The following is a 14,843-nucleotide window of genomic DNA, read 5'->3' as shown; positions in this document are numbered from 1 at the left end:
TCCATCGCTACTTTATATCCGAGATATTTATCACTATACCTGAGATTTGAAAACTTTCTAGCGTGCCTATTTATTAATCGCATATATTAATCCAAATCAAGATAATACGTTCTCAGCAATCAAGTTTTATGCTATATTTCGCAGCAAATTTTTCGTTGTAAATTTCCATACAGCGACCCATTAAATGAATAATTCAATTACAGTTAATTTGATGAACTGTGCTTGATAATGACTTACTAGGTAAAACCTATGATGAAATTTGAAGGAAGTCATATCCTTTCTGTCTCACAATTTGATAGAGAGAGTATTTCTCGTATATTAGAAATTTCGACATTGATGGCACCTTATGCCATGCGAAAAAAGCGCTGTCATGTCTTAGATGGTGCGATATTAAGTAACTTATTTTTTGAACCAAGTACCCGCACCAGAGTTAGCTTTGGAACGGCCTTTAACTTACTTGGTGGCTTTGTCCGCGAAACCGTTGGTCAAGAAAACTCTTCTTTATCTAAGGGTGAATCTCTATTTGATACAGCACGGGTCATTAGTGGTTATTCTGATGTTATTGCCATGCGTCACCCAACCATGCACTCTGTTGAAGAATTCGCACAAGGTAGTAGCGTGCCAGTTATTAATGGTGGTGACGGCGCTAACGAGCACCCTACCCAAGCACTGCTAGATTTATTTACCATTCAATCAGAAATGGCCCGTTACGATATGGGGTTAGATGGCTTAAATATTGTATTAATGGGTGATCTAAAACACGGCCGTACGGTTCATTCACTGTCAAAGCTATTAAGTTTATATAACAATATCACTATCACCATGATCGCCCCAAAGGCACTACAAATGCCAGACAGTGTAATTTCAACACTCACTAATGCCGGCCATAAAGTTGTACTTACTGATAAAATTGAAGGTAACTTAGCTTGCGATGTTATTTATCAAACACGTATTCAACAAGAGCGCTTTGCCAGTAAAGATGAAGCTGATTTATATCGTGGTCACTTTAGTTTGAACCGCGAAATTTATCAGCAGTATTGCCAAGACCATACCGTGATAATGCATCCACTGCCGCGCGATTCTCGCGCAGAGGCAAATGAACTCGATACCGATTTAAATGATTTAGATAACCTTGCCATATTCCGCCAAGCACAAAATGGTGTTTTAGTGCGCATGGCGTTATTTGCCTTAAGTTTAGGGGTAGAGAATCGACTTAATCATTTTGAAAAACCAGTAACTTGGTTTACTAACAAATATTGATACTATCCACCACACGTGGGGTTAGGCCAACAAAGAGTAAAATATTATGACAAAAGATTCACAACAGTTATTTAATGAAGCACAAGATATCATCCCTGGCGGCGTAAACTCGCCAGTGCGTGCATTTAATGGCGTAGGTGGCACACCATTATTTATCAAGAAGGCTCAAGGTGCTTATATTTTTGATGCCGATGATAAAAAGTATGTTGATTATGTTGGTTCATGGGGACCAATGATTTTAGGCCATAACCACCCAGCAATATTAGACGCAGTAATTGCCACAGCACAAAATGGCTTGAGCTTTGGTGCACCTACTGAACTAGAAATTACCATGGCTGAAAAGGTGCGAGAAATTGTGCCATCAATGGAAAAGCTTCGTATGGTTAGTTCTGGTACCGAAGCAACCATGAGTGCAATTCGTTTAGCCCGCGGCTTTACGGGTCGTGATAAAATATTGAAATTTGAAGGCTGTTACCACGGCCATGCTGACTCATTATTAGTTAAAGCTGGTTCAGGCATGTTAACTATGGGTGTACCAAGTTCACCGGGCATTCCCGATGACTTCGCTAAGCACACATTAACCGTTAGCTACAATAACTTAGACGAAGTGAAAGAAATTTTTGCTGAACTAGGTAATGAAATTGCCTGTATTATTGTTGAGCCTGTGGCCGGCAACATGAATTGTATTCCACCAGTTGAGGGTTTTTTAGAAGGTTTAAGAGCCATCTGTGATGAAAACAAGAGTGTGCTAATTTTTGATGAAGTAATGACAGGATTTCGCGTTGCTTTAGGTGGCGCGCAAGCACATTACAACATTGTCCCAGATTTAACCACTTTAGGTAAAGTTATTGGCGGTGGTATGCCAGTTGGTGCCTTTGGCGGTAAAAAAGAAGTAATGGACTACATTGCACCGGTGGGACCTGTTTATCAAGCAGGTACCTTGTCAGGTAACCCTATCGCTATGGCAGCGGGTTTAGCTTCATTAAATGAACTTTGCCAAGGTGATAAGCATCAACAACTAAACGATGCTACCGAAAAGCTCGCTATGGGCTTCAAAGCAGCGGCAGAACGCAACGGCGTATCATTAAGCATCAACTACGTTGGTGCTATGTTTGGTTTCTTTTTCACAGAAGAAGAAAAGATCACTAGCTATGCCCAAGCAACGGCTTGTGACGGTGAGAAGTTTAAACGCTTTTTCCATTTAATGCTGGATGAAGGCGTTTATCTTGCTCCATCGGCATTTGAAGCCAGTTTCTTATCTACCGCGCATGGCGAAGAAGAGTTAGAGTTCACTTTAGCCGCCGCTGATCGTTGTTTTGCTCAGCTTTAACCAATAAAATGCAGCGAGTAGCTCTACTCGTTGCTTTTAATAGCCATAAAAACAAAAAAGGTAAGCATCAGCTTACCTTTTTTAATCATATCTATAACTGTTTTAACAGTTTAGTTTAAATAAACGTTATTTCACTACCGTTAAACTTGGCTTTTTAGCAGCACTTTTTGCAGTTTCGCCAGTGGCTTTATTGCTTGTTTCACTCGGTGTAACCGAAGCGATACTTGGTGATTTTGTCATTTCTTGCTCAAGTTCTTCAGGCTCAGGATGTTCAATAGCCAACGATGTTCCAGCACCATTTTCTTTCGCATAAATTGCAGCAATAGCACCATAAGGCACACTAATATGCTCTAGCTTACCGCCAAAACGTGCGCTTAGTTCTACGCTAGCATCACCCAAGGCGATACTGCCAACAGCAGATGCTGAAACGTTTAAAACAATTTGACCGTCGTTAACATAGGTCATAGGGACTAATACCCCATAAACATTAGCATCAACAACGATATATGGCGTTAAACCATTATCAGAAATCCAGTCATAAAAAGCCTTAACGATATAAGGCTTATTTGATGTCATTTCGACTGTCATAACAAATAACTTTACACTGATGCGCCAAAGCGTAATTCACGCTCTGCTTCAGTTAATGATGCTTGAAATGATTCACGTTCAAATAATTTAAGCATGTAAGATTTAAGCTCTTTAGAACCTTGGCCTTCAAGTTCAATGCCCATTACAGGTAAACGCCATAGTAATGGTGCTAAGTAACAATCAACTAAACTAAACTCTTCACTCATAAAGTATGGTGCTTCATTTAAAATCGGTGCAACACTTAATAAACTTTCTTTCAGCTCTTGGCGAGCTTTTGCAGCAGCATCAGCTGGGCCGTTATAAATTGTTTTTGCAAGGCTGTACCAATCTTGCTCGATGCGATGCATCATTAAACGGCTACGTCCACGAGATACTGGGTAAACTGGCATCAAAGGTGGATGAGGAAAACGCTCATCCAAGTATTCAATAATAATAGACGCTTCATAAAGCGCTAATTCACGATCGATAAGTGTTGGAACTGTTCCGTATGGATTTAGGTCTAGTAAATCCTCAGGCAAATTGGCTAAGTCAACTAAATGGATGTCAACTCCAACACCCTTCTCTGCCAACACAATGCGTGTTTGATGACTGTACATATCATCTGCATGCGAATATAAAGTCATAACAGAGCGTTTGTTTGCGGCTATGGCCATAATGCCTCCAAAAAATCTTAATAAAAAAAACTAACAAAGGGGGCCAAAGCCCCCATTTAATATTTATAGCTTACACTGTTTTACAGATCATATGTAATTAGTGTACATCTCTCCAATATTCTTTCTTCAATAAGTAAGAGAAGAATAGAAGGATGAATAGGAAACCAATTACCCAATAGCCCATATTTTCACGTTCAAGCTTGTTTGGTTCACCGGTGTATTCCAAGAAGTTGGTCAAATCACGAGCGAAGTTATCATACTCTTCGGTTGTCATTGAACCACCTGTTGCTTCAGACAAATTGCCATGCTCATCCATAGTGCGAACACCTTGAAGGTTTTGCAATACGTGTGGCATACCAACGTCTTTAAAGACTTTATTGTTAACACCAAACGGACGTTTTTCATCTACATAGAATGAACGTAAGTATGTGTAGATCCAATCTGGGCTTCTAAAACGAGCTTCTAAAGTAAGATCTGGTGGTGTGCTACCAAACCACTTCGCCGCTTCTTTTGGTGGCATAGTATTGGTAATATGGTCACCAACTTTTTCGCCAGTATACATATAGTTAGCTTTACCATCTTCGTCAGAAATACCAAGATCAGCGAAAGTGCGATTATAACGTTGATATTTTAACTGATGACAACCTAAACAATAATTAATGTATGATTCAAAACCACGCTTAAGTGACTCTTTATCAGATAAATCATTATTTGCTTTATCTAAATCTAAGCTTGGGCCAGCAGCAATTGCCAGCATAGGTAGTGCAGTAAGTACTGCTAAAATAAACTTTTTCATTATCCTGTCACCCTCTCTGGAACTGGCTTAGTTTTTTCGTTTTTACTGTAAATCCACAGAGCAACAAAGAAGCCAAAGTAACCAAAACTTGCAATTGTACCTATTAAATTATTAAGCGGCGTGGCAGCTTTAGTACCAAGAATACCTAAAATAATAAAACAAATAGCAAATTGAATAAGGTTTACTGTATGAGCAGTACAACGATAGCGTAATGACTTAACCGTACCACGGTCAAACCATGGCAACATGAATAGCGCAATAATAGCACCAAACATACCTACAGCACCTAATAACTTGTCAGGAATAATACGTAAGATGGTATAAAACGGACCAAAGTACCAAACTGGTGCAATGTGCTCAGGCGTTTTCAAACCGTTTGCTGGCTCAAAGTTTGGCGCCTCAATAAAGTAACCGCCACCTTCAGGTGCAAAAAACATTACCCAACAAAATACAATTAGGAATATAACAACAGCAACTAAATCTTTTACTGTGTAATAAGGATGGAATGGAATCGCATCAACAATATCGTATTTCTTAGTGTATTGCTCATGGAAAGTAAATTTACTTTGCTCTTCAGGAGGAACACTACCTTTAGGCTTTTTAATGTTTGTGCCATCAGGGTTATTTGAACCTACTTCATGTAGCGCAAGGATATGTAAAAACACTAATACAACTAGCACTAGTGGCAAGGCAATAACATGTAAAGCAAAGAAACGGTTTAGTGTTGCGCCAGAGATAACGTAATCACCACGTATCCATAATGTTAAGTCATCACCAATTACTGGAATCGCGCCGAAAATTGAAATAATAACTTGTGCACCCCAATACGACATATTACCCCAAGGTAATAAGTAGCCCATGAATGCTTCAGCCATTAACACTAAGAAAATTAACATACCAAACAACCACAGTAATTCACGAGGTTTTTGGTAAGAACCGTACATCATGCCACGGAACATGTGCATGTACACAACGACGAAGAATGCTGATGCACCCGTTGAGTGCATATAACGTAACAACCAACCGTAATCGACATCACGCATGATGTATTCTACAGAAGCAAACGCACCGTCACCTGATGGTTCATAGTTCATTGTTAACCAAACACCAGTTAACAATTGGTTGACTAAAACAACACTCGCTAAAATACCGAAAACATACCAAAAGTTGAAGTTCTTTGGTGCTGGGTATTGTACCGCATGCTTGTTCATTGCATCCATTAAAGGTAGACGCTGTTCAATCCAAGCCATTAAGTTAGAAAACATTATGTCTCTCCTTCAGCTACACCAATTAGCAAGGTGTCATCGTTAGGGAATGAATGATCTGGAACCATTAGGTTTGTTGGCGCAGGAACGCCCTGGAATACTCGGCCAGCCATATCAAATTTAGAACCATGACATGGACAGAAGAAACCGTTTTTCACACCTTCAACGTGCTGATCAAAATCACCTTTATGATATGTTGGTGCACAACCTAAGTGAGTACAAACACCGAGCGCAACCATATATTCAGGCTTAATTGAACGATATGCGTTAGTTGCGTATACAGGCTGTTGAGGAACTTCAGAGTTAGGGTCTCTTAGCTCATCATCGTGTGCACTTAAATTCGCAAGAACTTCTTCAGTTCTACGCACAACATATACTGGCTTACCGCGCCACTCAGCACGAATTAATTGACCAGGCTCTATTTTACTTACATTGACTTCAACCGGTGCACCGGCTGCTTTCGCACGCGCACTTGGGTTCCAAGATCCAATGAAAGGCACAGCCACACCGACAACACCAACACCACCAACTACCGAAGTAGCCGCAGTTAAAAAGCGTCGACGGCCGTTGTTAACGGGCGCATTGCTCATCCAAACTCTCCAATTATTATCTAGCTAAAACAACAACACATGACTAAGAAATACACTTGGCCATCGTGAAGATTGCTGATTGACTAAATCAACGACAAAAAAATTGCTCTGATGATAAAGAAAACCCCTGTTTTTTACAAGGAAATTCCCCTTTTCAGCAGCTGTTTATGCAAATAAAAGTCAATTGGCAATCGTGAATGACAGTAAATAAAAACAATTCTCATTTATAGCGATACTGTCATACTTACTGTTAATTCAAATTTAACAAAATCTTTAAATTTACAGACGACTTAGCGAATTGATTTCGATACGTCAGCAATAATTACGCTGATATTTGCCAGCATGAATTTTACGAAGAAAAATAAAAACCAATGATGACATCAATCAAATTTTTGACATAAAAAAACCGGCAAAAGCCGGTTTTTTGAAATCGTATAACGTAAATATTAACGTTTTGAGAATTGTGGACGTTTACGCGCTTTGTGTAAACCAACTTTCTTACGTTCAACTTTACGAGCATCACGAGTAACGAAACCAGCTTGACGTAGAGGGCTACGTAAAGTTTCATCAAACTCCATTAATGCACGAGTAATACCGTGACGAATTGCACCAGCTTGACCAGAAATACCACCACCAACTACAGTGATGTTAAAGTCAAACTTTTCTAACATTTCAACTAACTCTAATGGTTGACGAACTACCATACGGGCAGTTTCGCGACCGAAGTATACAGAGATGTCACGATTGTTAATTGTGATTGCACCGTTACCAGCTTTCATGAACACACGAGCAGTTGAGCTCTTGCGACGACCAGTACCGTAATATTGATTATCAGCCATTGCTTAAAGCTCCAAAAGTTGTGGTTGTTGTGCAGTATGCTTATGCTCAGTACCCGCGTAAACTTTAAGCTTACGGAACATTTCGCGACCTAAAGGACCTTTAGGTAACATACCCTTAACTGCAAATTCAATTGCACGCTCTGGCGCTTTTTCAATTAGCTTTTCAAAGCTAATTTGCTTAAGACCGCCAACAAATTCTGTATGCGAGTAGTAAATTTTACCTTTCGCTTTATTACCAGTTACTTTAACTTTTTCAGCATTGATAACAACGATGTAATCGCCAGTATCTACGTGAGGAGTGTATTCTGGTTTGTGCTTACCGCGTAAACGGCTTGCAATTTCAGTAGCGATACGACCTAAAGTTTTATCTTCGGCGTCCACTAAGAACCATTCGCGTTGTACGCTTTCTGGTTTAGCTACAAAAGTTTTCATTAAAAAACCCAATTTTAAAAAATGTTACTTAAATAATAACCCAAGAAAACCTTAGATTATCCGTTATAAAGACTACGCCATTGCCCCTTCGAGCATCGAGTCCCTTGCAGATTCTCTGGAAAAAGAATAAGCATTTGTAACGTAGGGAGCGCGGATTATACAGAAGAACTTATTAAAGATCACGCCTATTTTTTAATCTTTTTCAATCAAAGCACTTTATTTACTATTAAAGGTATTGCTAACGAGCTAACTTGTCTCGTTAGCCTGTTTCATTTGCTCTTTATTTGCTTCAAGAACACTAAGTTGCAGTTCTATATAACTGCCCATATGTTGCTTAATATCTAGGTATATTTCGGGGTGTTTTTCTTCAACACGCGTCAATGCCGAAATAGTACTTTCTGCATAAGCTTGCCACAGCCAAGTTTCAGCCTGATTTAAATACCCTGCCAGCCAAGGAGAACTTGGCAGTTTTCTATTAATCGCCAGTTCACGCGTCTTTGCAATTTCTGCCATTAATAAATTTTTGTAATTTTGGCTCTTGGTAACCCTAGAAAATGCTAAATAGGATTCTTTATTATCATTCATCATGGCGTATACTTGCGCATCAACAAGGTGGCTGTATTGTTGTTGACGTTTCAAATAAGCGGGAAATAATCTTTTATTAATTATTCTCAAGGCACTTATATTCTCTCGCCATTTTTCATTTTGTAAATTGCCGGTATGACGCCAGGGCAGAAATGAGCCACTATCTGAAGGGGATTGCAGTGACATCTGCTCTGCATCACGGCAAAATTCAGGGTTAATCTCCGGATAATACTTTTGTATGACTTTCAGCCTATAAATATAGCCGTAGCGATATGCCGAGCTGTAAATTCTATAGTGTAACTTAGCAACATCTTCTAACGCTTTCTTTTCATTTTCAGTAATTAGCTCACCATTTAAAATGGCTTGGTCGAGAATGTAGTCATGCACTAATGAATAACTTGCAGCTATCTCTTGGTCAATTGCGGTAAAGTCATCAGTGCAAGCCGCTTGAAATAATTGTGCACGCCAACTCAGAGATTCTGTGCTCCACATATTAACAACAGCATCAGGCATATACTTATTAGAAAGGCTCATTGCCTTAATAAACGGGTTATAACTCGCCAAAGCAGCCGGAGCGGAAAATACACTACAAATAAGAAGGAAAAATAGCTTCAGCTTTCCTGTAAACATCGATAACTTCCTTTTTAAATTAAATTTACAATTAAAGCCTTATGGCAAATGCTCACTAGCTAAATAATCATGCGACTGCATTTCTTGTAACCGACTTAAACAACGCTTAAACTCAAAACTTAAATTACCTTCGGTATAGAGTTCCTCTAAGGCAACTTCAGCCGACATAATCAATTTAACATTGCGTTCGTAAAATTCATCAACCAAGGCAATAAAACGGCGAGTGCTATCATCACTATCACGACCCATTTGCGTAACATTTGCTAATAACACCGTATGATATAAACGGCTTAATTCCATGTAATCACTTTGACTGCGCGCCGATTCACACAAGGTAGAAAACTCAAAATGAATCACACCGTCCGACTCCTGTACCGTGGTTAGTTCCCGGTTATTAACTTCAATAACTTTACCGACTGCACCGGTTTCAACGGAAAGCTGCTTAAAATAGTGATTTAAGTTTTCACTTGCCTGTTGACCTAACGGAAAATGGAATATTTCTGCTTGCTCAAGCGTCCTAAGGCGATAATCAACGCCGCTATCAACATTAACAATATCGCAGTGAGCATTAATTAGCTTTATCGCTGGTAAAAAGCGCTCACGTTGCAAGCCATTTCGATAAAGTTCGTCAGGAATAATATTTGATGTTGCTACCAGTGTGACATTGTGGGCGAAAAGTTCTTCAAATAATGTCCCTAAAATCATGGCATCAGTGATATCTGAAACAAAAAACTCGTCAAAACAAATAATACAAGTTTCACTAGCAAAACGTTTCGCGATAATTTTTAACGGATCAGATTGACCATGTAATGTTTTCAATTCTTCATGTACACGGTGCATAAAGCGGTGAAAATGCACTCGCATTTTATTTTCAAAAGGCAAACAATCATAGAAGGTATCTACAAGGTAGGTCTTTCCACGACCAACCCCTCCCCAAAAGTACAAGCCGGTAATTGCCTTACGCTCTGATTTTGCCACCACACGTTTCCAGCGATTAAGTACTTTTTTAAAGCCAGTAACAGGTAATGGTTTACTCATTAAGTCGTCATATAAACGTTGTAGATTTTTAACTGCATGTTCTTGAGCAGCGTCAAAGAGAAAATCATCTCGTGTTAAATCTTGGTTATACTTCTCAATAGGGGATAATTTAATCATTAAACAACCGTTTAGTTAGTAACTTATTTTGTTTTCTTCGTACGTTTGCACAAACTACGCTTGAAAAATAGTTTTTTGCAAATATATTCACTAGGTAAGTAGCGTGAAGCACGTTATATTGAATTATACCAAGTGGAATTCTTGGTATTAAAGGTTATTTTCTCTAATTTTTTCCATGAATACAATGAAGGTAAAGAAATATGAATTTTGTTTTAGGATTAGGAATATTTATCGTTGGTGCCGTCGTCGGTTTTATTGCCAACAAAATGCTTTTCGCATCATCTCAAGAAACCAAAAAGTTAGCTGAAAAAGCCAGCCAAAGTGAATCAGAGTTAGCACAGTATAAACTAGATGTTGCCGAACACCTTGATAGTTCGGCAAAATTACTTGAACAAATGAATAGTACCTGTCAAACCGCTATGGCACAAATGGCACAAAGCACGCAACTGCTTCAGCAAGCAACCCCTGCAAATGTTGAAAGTATGCCATTTTTCTCGAAAGAAACCCAAGAGCAATTAGCTCAAACGGTGAGCTTAAGACACAACAAAGACGAACGAAAAAATGACGAAACTATTTCAGAGCCACCACTAGATTATTCCGGCGCGCCAAGTGGCTTGTTTGATGATAAGAAACAAAGTGTTACAAATACTGAAACAAATAGTTAGGAACTAATTTTTTTATTCTATGTCTTTAACTGGGTATAAGTATTTTAGTTAGGAGTTCTCTGTTATATGAAAAATTTATCAGTTTTAGTTAATACCGTTTTACTGTCTAGTACCATTGCAATGGCAAGCCTTCCAGCACACGCCACCTTACCACAATCGGTTAATGGTCAAAGCATGCCGAGCCTTGCTCCTATGCTTGAAAACGTAACGCCAGGTGTAGTATTAATTTCAGTACGTGGTACTCACGAAGTTCAACAACGTGTGCCTGACGCATTTAAATTCTTCTTCGGCAACCCGCGCCAAGGCCAGCAACAAGAGCGTCAATTTAGAGGTTTAGGCTCAGGTGTAATTATTAATGCCGATGAAGGATATATTGTTACTAATAGTCACGTGGTTAATGACGCTGATGAAATTCAAATAACATTAAAAGATGGTCGCCAATTGGATGCAAAAAAAATTGGTGGTGATGAAGCAAGTGACATTGCACTACTACAAATAGAGGCAGACGATCTAGTTGAAGTAAAAATGGCCGACTCTGATCATTTGCGTGTTGGTGACTTTACTGTAGCCATTGGTAGCCCTTTCGGTTTAGGCCAAACTGTTACATCAGGCATTGTAAGTGCTTTAGGGCGCAGTGGCCTTAATGTTGAAAACTATGAAGATTTTATTCAAACTGACGCGGCAATAAATAGTGGTAATTCAGGTGGCGCATTAATTAATTTACGTGGCGAACTTATTGGTATTAATACCGCTATTCTAGGGCCAAATGGCGGAAATGTCGGCATTGGTTTCGCTATCCCGAGTAATATGGTGCAAAACTTAGTCAATCAAATTATCGAATTTGGTGAAGTGCGTCGTGGTGTATTAGGCGTTGCAGGCCGTAGCGTTACCAGTGAAATAGCAAAAGCCATGGAGCTTGATATCAACCAAGGTGGTTTTGTTGAGCAAGTAGTACCAGATTCTGCCGCTGATGAAGCAGGTATCCGCGCTGGTGATGTTATTACCAAAGTAAATGGCAAAATGATCAAAACCTTTAATGAACTTAGAGGAAAAATTGGCTCTATCGGTGCAGGAAAGACCGTGCAAATAACTGTCATTAGAAAAGACGGTAAAGAAAAAGAGTACGACGTAACTTTGAAGAAGTCAGAATCAGCAAATGTTGAAGCAGCAAGCCTGCATCATATGTTAGACGGCGCAGAGTTAGAAAATAATGATCAAGGTAATGGCATTTCAGTAATTGATATTGCAGAAAATAGCCCAGCCGCTGCCGCTGGATTGCGCAAAGGTGATGTTATCAATGGCATTAATCGCCAACGCATCAACAATATTGGTGAACTACGTAGTTATTTAGACGATCATAAAGGTGTATTTGCACTGAATGTAGTTCGTAATAATTCATCACTATTCTTAATGATCCGCTAATTTTGATAGTCTACTCATCAATGTCTTGATGACTAACGACATTTTAACAAGCCTATCAATACGATAGGCTTTTTTTATTTACTTTTATAACTAAGTAAAGACTTCTTATAACAAACTTAGCCTTCCTGGAAAGACAAAACTTTATTACGGCAAAGAGATTATGTTAGTCTACAAAAAATCAATCCAATAAAAATAATACTGTTGAAAACTCTTAATGCCTTAAAGTATGTTATTCGCTCTGCCAGTTACGGCGTTATGTTTGCCGTGGTATTACTACTTCTTGTTCCTCAGCTACGCGATGGTAATTTATCCCCATGGCATTTTTTCAATAAATCAGAGCTACAATCAAAGCCACTTTCTTATGCTCAAGCTGTGCGTTTAGCAGGCCCTGCGGTGGTAAATATTTATTCAGAAGATATTCAAACCGACAGTAATTATGGGCGCCAACCGCGCAGAACGACTCGTTTAGGCAGCGGTGTAATTATGCATGAGCAAGGTTATATTTTGACTAACTACCATGTTGTGCAAAGTGCCGATTTAATTGTTGTAGTGTTGCAAAGAGGACAAGAACTACATGCTGAGCTTATTGGTTATGACGAAATTACTGATTTAGCAGTATTAAAAGTACAAGCAAGCAACTTGCCGGTGATCCCACAAAGTTCAACGTTACAATCACAAGTAGGAGACGTTGTATTAGCAATTGGCAACCCACTTAATTTAGGTCAAACCGTCACACAGGGTATTGTTAGCGCGACCGGACAAAGTGGCCTTAGTACTAGTTACACACAATTTCTTCAAATGGATGCAGCGATAAACCAAGGTAACTCTGGCGGTGCGCTTATTAACTCAAATGGTAAACTTGTCGGTATTAACTCACGAAAGTTTACCCAAGCTAATCCAAGTTTAAATATTCAAGGCATTTTCTTTGCTGTTCCCTATGAACTAGCACATAAAATTATGCTGAAAATTATTGAGAATGGTCGTGTTGTTCGTGGTTGGCTCGGTGTTGATGCCAGAGACAATGTTTCAAACTTTAAAGGATTTATTATTGATGCAGTAACCCCGGCTAGTCCAGCAATGCGTGCAGGTTTACAGGCTGGTGATGTAGTTTATCAGATCAACGATATTCAACTACGCAATGTGAAGCACGGGCTAGATGTAGTTGCGGAAACAACCCCAGGTAGTGTCTTGAACTTTATTATATCACGCAGCGGCCAGCAGTTAACGTTACCAGTTACCATTGTTGAAGTAGCTAAATAGCTTGAGGGACTGACCAGTCGCAAAGTAGAATGGCTAACAGCAGAAAATAAAAAAACCAGCCGTAGCTGGTTTTTTTATTCAAGACAGTTAATTATTAGCTCGCTTTAATACGAGTAATATTAGCGCCTAATGCTTGCAGTTTATCTTCAATTTTTTGATAGCCGCGATCAATATGGTAAATTCTATCTACTTGAGTTTCTGTGGTAGCAACTAGCCCCGCAATCACTAAACTAGCTGAAGCACGTAGATCCGTTGCCATCACTTGTGCACCATTTAATTGCTCAACACCGGTGCTTATTGCAGTATTACCTTCTAAGCTAATATTAGCACCCATTCGTTGTAACTCAGGCACATGCATAAAGCGGTTTTCAAAAATCGTTTCTGTAGTTGTTGCCGTACCATCAGCAATAGTATTAAGCGCGACAAACTGTGCTTGCATATCGGTTGGAAACGCAGGGTGTGGCGCCGTACGAATATTTACTGCTTTTGGCTTGATTGGCATTTCAAGCTCAATCCAGTCGTTACCTGTGGTGATCACAGCACCAGCTTCTTGCAACTTACTTAATACTGCTTCTAACGCTTTCGGATCGGTATTTAAGCACTTAACTTTCCCTTGAGTTACCGCCGCAGCAACTAAAAAAGTACCAGTTTCAATGCGATCTGGCATTACCGAGTATTCTTTACCACAAAGCTTTTCTACACCTTCAATGATTAAAGTATCGGTACCCGCACCTGATACTTTTGCTCCCATAGCATTTAAACAATTTGCTAAGTCAACAATTTCAGGTTCACGAGCAGCATTTTCAATAATGGTTTTACCTTGCGCTAGTGCTGCTGCCATCATAAGGTTTTCCGTACCTGTAACACTAACCGTGTCCATAAAAATGGTAGCGCCCTGCAAGCGGCCTGTATTGCGCGCAACAATGTAGCCGTTTTCGACTTCAATATCGGCACCCATTAATTTTAAACCTTGAATATGAAGGTTCACTGGGCGAGCACCAATAGCACAGCCACCAGGTAATGAAACTTCAGCATGACCAAAACGTGCTAGTAATGGCCCTAGCACCAAAATAGATGCTCGCATGGTTTTCACTAGTTCATATGATGCACGACAGTGGTCAATATGGCTTGCGTCAATCATTAAACTATCATCATTAAGCCATTGTGTTTTTGCGCCAAACTGGCTTAACAATTTAATAGTTGTTTCAATATCATTAAGCTTAGGAACATTGGTAAAGGTAATAGGTGTTTCGGAAAGTAATGCGGCCATTAAAATAGGTAATGCCGCATTTTTTGCACCAGATATTTTAACTTCGCCTTGCAGTGGTTGCCCACCAATAATTTTAAATGCGTCCAATAGTATATTCTTTTCT

General features: G+C 39.4%; 15 protein-coding genes. 5 read left to right on the top strand and 10 right to left on the bottom strand.

Features of this window, described 5'->3' with window-relative positions; genetic code table 11:
• Window positions 1–249: 249 nt before the first annotated feature.
• Both AC27E9_RS02110 and hemL read left to right on the top strand, forming a co-directional pair.
• Window positions 250–1,260, top strand: a complete 1,011-nt coding sequence (locus tag AC27E9_RS02110) for an aspartate carbamoyltransferase (RefSeq protein WP_487126805.1) — start codon at window positions 250–252, stop codon at window positions 1,258–1,260.
• Between the two features lie 46 nt (window positions 1,261–1,306).
• Window positions 1,307–2,590 (top strand): glutamate-1-semialdehyde 2,1-aminomutase, encoded by a 1,284-nt coding sequence (gene hemL, locus AC27E9_RS02105; protein WP_487126803.1) that lies wholly within the window; start codon window positions 1,307–1,309, stop codon window positions 2,588–2,590.
• Between the two features lie 126 nt (window positions 2,591–2,716).
• Here the strand turns inward: hemL and AC27E9_RS02100 are convergent, their stop codons facing one another.
• From AC27E9_RS02100 to zapE, 9 genes are all read right to left on the bottom strand, one after another.
• Window positions 2,717–3,178 carry a ClpXP protease specificity-enhancing factor gene (locus AC27E9_RS02100; protein WP_487126801.1) on the bottom strand — a complete coding sequence of 154 codons (462 nt, stop codon included), beginning with the start codon at window positions 3,176–3,178 and terminating at the stop codon, window positions 2,717–2,719.
• An 11-nt stretch (window positions 3,179–3,189) separates the two neighbouring features.
• On the bottom strand, window positions 3,190–3,831 hold the full coding sequence (gene sspA, locus AC27E9_RS02095; RefSeq protein WP_487126799.1) for a stringent starvation protein SspA: 642 nt from the start codon (window positions 3,829–3,831) through the stop codon (window positions 3,190–3,192).
• Between the two features lie 97 nt (window positions 3,832–3,928).
• The gene (locus AC27E9_RS02090; protein ID WP_487126797.1) at window positions 3,929–4,627 is read right to left on the bottom strand and encodes a cytochrome c1; all 699 of its coding nucleotides are present in this window, start codon (window positions 4,625–4,627) and stop codon (window positions 3,929–3,931) included.
• Window positions 4,627–5,892 carry a cytochrome b gene (locus AC27E9_RS02085; RefSeq protein ID WP_487126795.1) on the bottom strand — a complete coding sequence of 422 codons (1,266 nt, stop codon included), beginning with the start codon at window positions 5,890–5,892 and terminating at the stop codon, window positions 4,627–4,629. The genes AC27E9_RS02090 and AC27E9_RS02085 overlap by 1 nt, the downstream gene beginning before the upstream one ends.
• Window positions 5,892–6,482: a ubiquinol-cytochrome c reductase iron-sulfur subunit gene (petA, locus tag AC27E9_RS02080; RefSeq protein WP_487126793.1), complete on the bottom strand. Its 591-nt coding sequence runs from the start codon at window positions 6,480–6,482 to the stop codon at window positions 5,892–5,894. The genes AC27E9_RS02085 and petA overlap by 1 nt, the downstream gene beginning before the upstream one ends.
• A gap of 446 nt (window positions 6,483–6,928) precedes the next feature.
• A complete protein-coding gene (gene rpsI / locus AC27E9_RS02075) occupies window positions 6,929–7,321 on the bottom strand; it encodes a 30S ribosomal protein S9 (RefSeq protein WP_487126791.1) in 393 nt (130 codons plus the stop codon).
• Window positions 7,322–7,324: 3 nt separating this feature from the next.
• Window positions 7,325–7,753: a 50S ribosomal protein L13 gene (rplM, locus tag AC27E9_RS02070; RefSeq protein ID WP_487078667.1), complete on the bottom strand. Its 429-nt coding sequence runs from the start codon at window positions 7,751–7,753 to the stop codon at window positions 7,325–7,327.
• Window positions 7,754–7,999: 246 nt separating this feature from the next.
• On the bottom strand, window positions 8,000–8,968 hold the full coding sequence (locus AC27E9_RS02065) for a hypothetical protein (RefSeq protein WP_487126789.1): 969 nt from the start codon (window positions 8,966–8,968) through the stop codon (window positions 8,000–8,002).
• 39 nt (window positions 8,969–9,007) lie between these two features.
• On the bottom strand, window positions 9,008–10,123 hold the full coding sequence (gene zapE / locus AC27E9_RS02060; RefSeq protein ID WP_487126787.1) for a cell division protein ZapE: 1,116 nt from the start codon (window positions 10,121–10,123) through the stop codon (window positions 9,008–9,010).
• 200 nt (window positions 10,124–10,323) lie between these two features.
• Between zapE and AC27E9_RS02055 the strand changes: the two genes are divergently transcribed.
• The 3 genes from AC27E9_RS02055 to AC27E9_RS02045 all read left to right on the top strand — a co-directional run bounded on the left by AC27E9_RS02055 (window position 10,324) and on the right by AC27E9_RS02045 (window position 13,470).
• Window positions 10,324–10,788, top strand: a complete 465-nt coding sequence (locus AC27E9_RS02055) for a Z-ring associated ZapG family protein (protein ID WP_487126785.1) — start codon at window positions 10,324–10,326, stop codon at window positions 10,786–10,788.
• Window positions 10,789–10,854: 66 nt separating this feature from the next.
• Window positions 10,855–12,210, top strand: coding sequence for a Do family serine endopeptidase (locus tag AC27E9_RS02050; RefSeq protein WP_487126784.1), 1,356 nt, complete (start codon window positions 10,855–10,857; stop codon window positions 12,208–12,210).
• Between the two features lie 201 nt (window positions 12,211–12,411).
• On the top strand, window positions 12,412–13,470 hold the full coding sequence (locus AC27E9_RS02045) for a trypsin-like peptidase domain-containing protein (RefSeq protein ID WP_487126782.1): 1,059 nt from the start codon (window positions 12,412–12,414) through the stop codon (window positions 13,468–13,470).
• A gap of 94 nt (window positions 13,471–13,564) precedes the next feature.
• Here AC27E9_RS02045 and murA read toward each other — a convergent pair whose 3' ends face one another.
• Window positions 13,565–14,827: a UDP-N-acetylglucosamine 1-carboxyvinyltransferase gene (gene murA, locus AC27E9_RS02040; protein ID WP_487126780.1), complete on the bottom strand. Its 1,263-nt coding sequence runs from the start codon at window positions 14,825–14,827 to the stop codon at window positions 13,565–13,567.
• Window positions 14,828–14,843: the final 16 nt, after the last annotated feature.

It is taken from the genome of Colwellia meonggei (assembly GCF_057537295.1).
Note: the sequence above shows the minus strand (reverse complement) of the source record. Positions and strands in the feature narration are given on the sequence as shown.

Bases quoted from the DNA above. Each gene is read 5' to 3' on its own strand.
- hemL (WP_487126803.1), top strand. From the start codon at position 1,307: ATGACAAAAGATTCACAACAGTTATTTAATGAAGCACAAGATATCATC.
- AC27E9_RS02110 (WP_487126805.1), top strand. From the start codon at position 250: ATGATGAAATTTGAAGGAAGTCATATCCTTTCTGTCTCACAATTTGAT.
- AC27E9_RS02090 (WP_487126797.1), bottom strand. From the start codon at position 4,627: ATGAAAAAGTTTATTTTAGCAGTACTTACTGCACTACCTATGCTGGCA.
- AC27E9_RS02065 (WP_487126789.1), bottom strand. From the start codon at position 8,968: ATGTTTACAGGAAAGCTGAAGCTATTTTTCCTTCTTATTTGTAGTGTA.
- sspA (WP_487126799.1), bottom strand. From the start codon at position 3,831: ATGGCCATAGCCGCAAACAAACGCTCTGTTATGACTTTATATTCGCAT.
- AC27E9_RS02100 (WP_487126801.1), bottom strand. From the start codon at position 3,178: ATGACAGTCGAAATGACATCAAATAAGCCTTATATCGTTAAGGCTTTT.
- rpsI (WP_487126791.1), bottom strand. From the start codon at position 7,321: ATGGCTGATAATCAATATTACGGTACTGGTCGTCGCAAGAGCTCAACT.
- AC27E9_RS02050 (WP_487126784.1), top strand. From the start codon at position 10,855: ATGAAAAATTTATCAGTTTTAGTTAATACCGTTTTACTGTCTAGTACC.
- petA (WP_487126793.1), bottom strand. From the start codon at position 6,482: ATGAGCAATGCGCCCGTTAACAACGGCCGTCGACGCTTTTTAACTGCG.
- zapE (WP_487126787.1), bottom strand. From the start codon at position 10,123: ATGATTAAATTATCCCCTATTGAGAAGTATAACCAAGATTTAACACGA.
- AC27E9_RS02085 (WP_487126795.1), bottom strand. From the start codon at position 5,892: ATGTTTTCTAACTTAATGGCTTGGATTGAACAGCGTCTACCTTTAATG.
- rplM (WP_487078667.1), bottom strand. From the start codon at position 7,753: ATGAAAACTTTTGTAGCTAAACCAGAAAGCGTACAACGCGAATGGTTC.
- AC27E9_RS02055 (WP_487126785.1), top strand. From the start codon at position 10,324: ATGAATTTTGTTTTAGGATTAGGAATATTTATCGTTGGTGCCGTCGTC.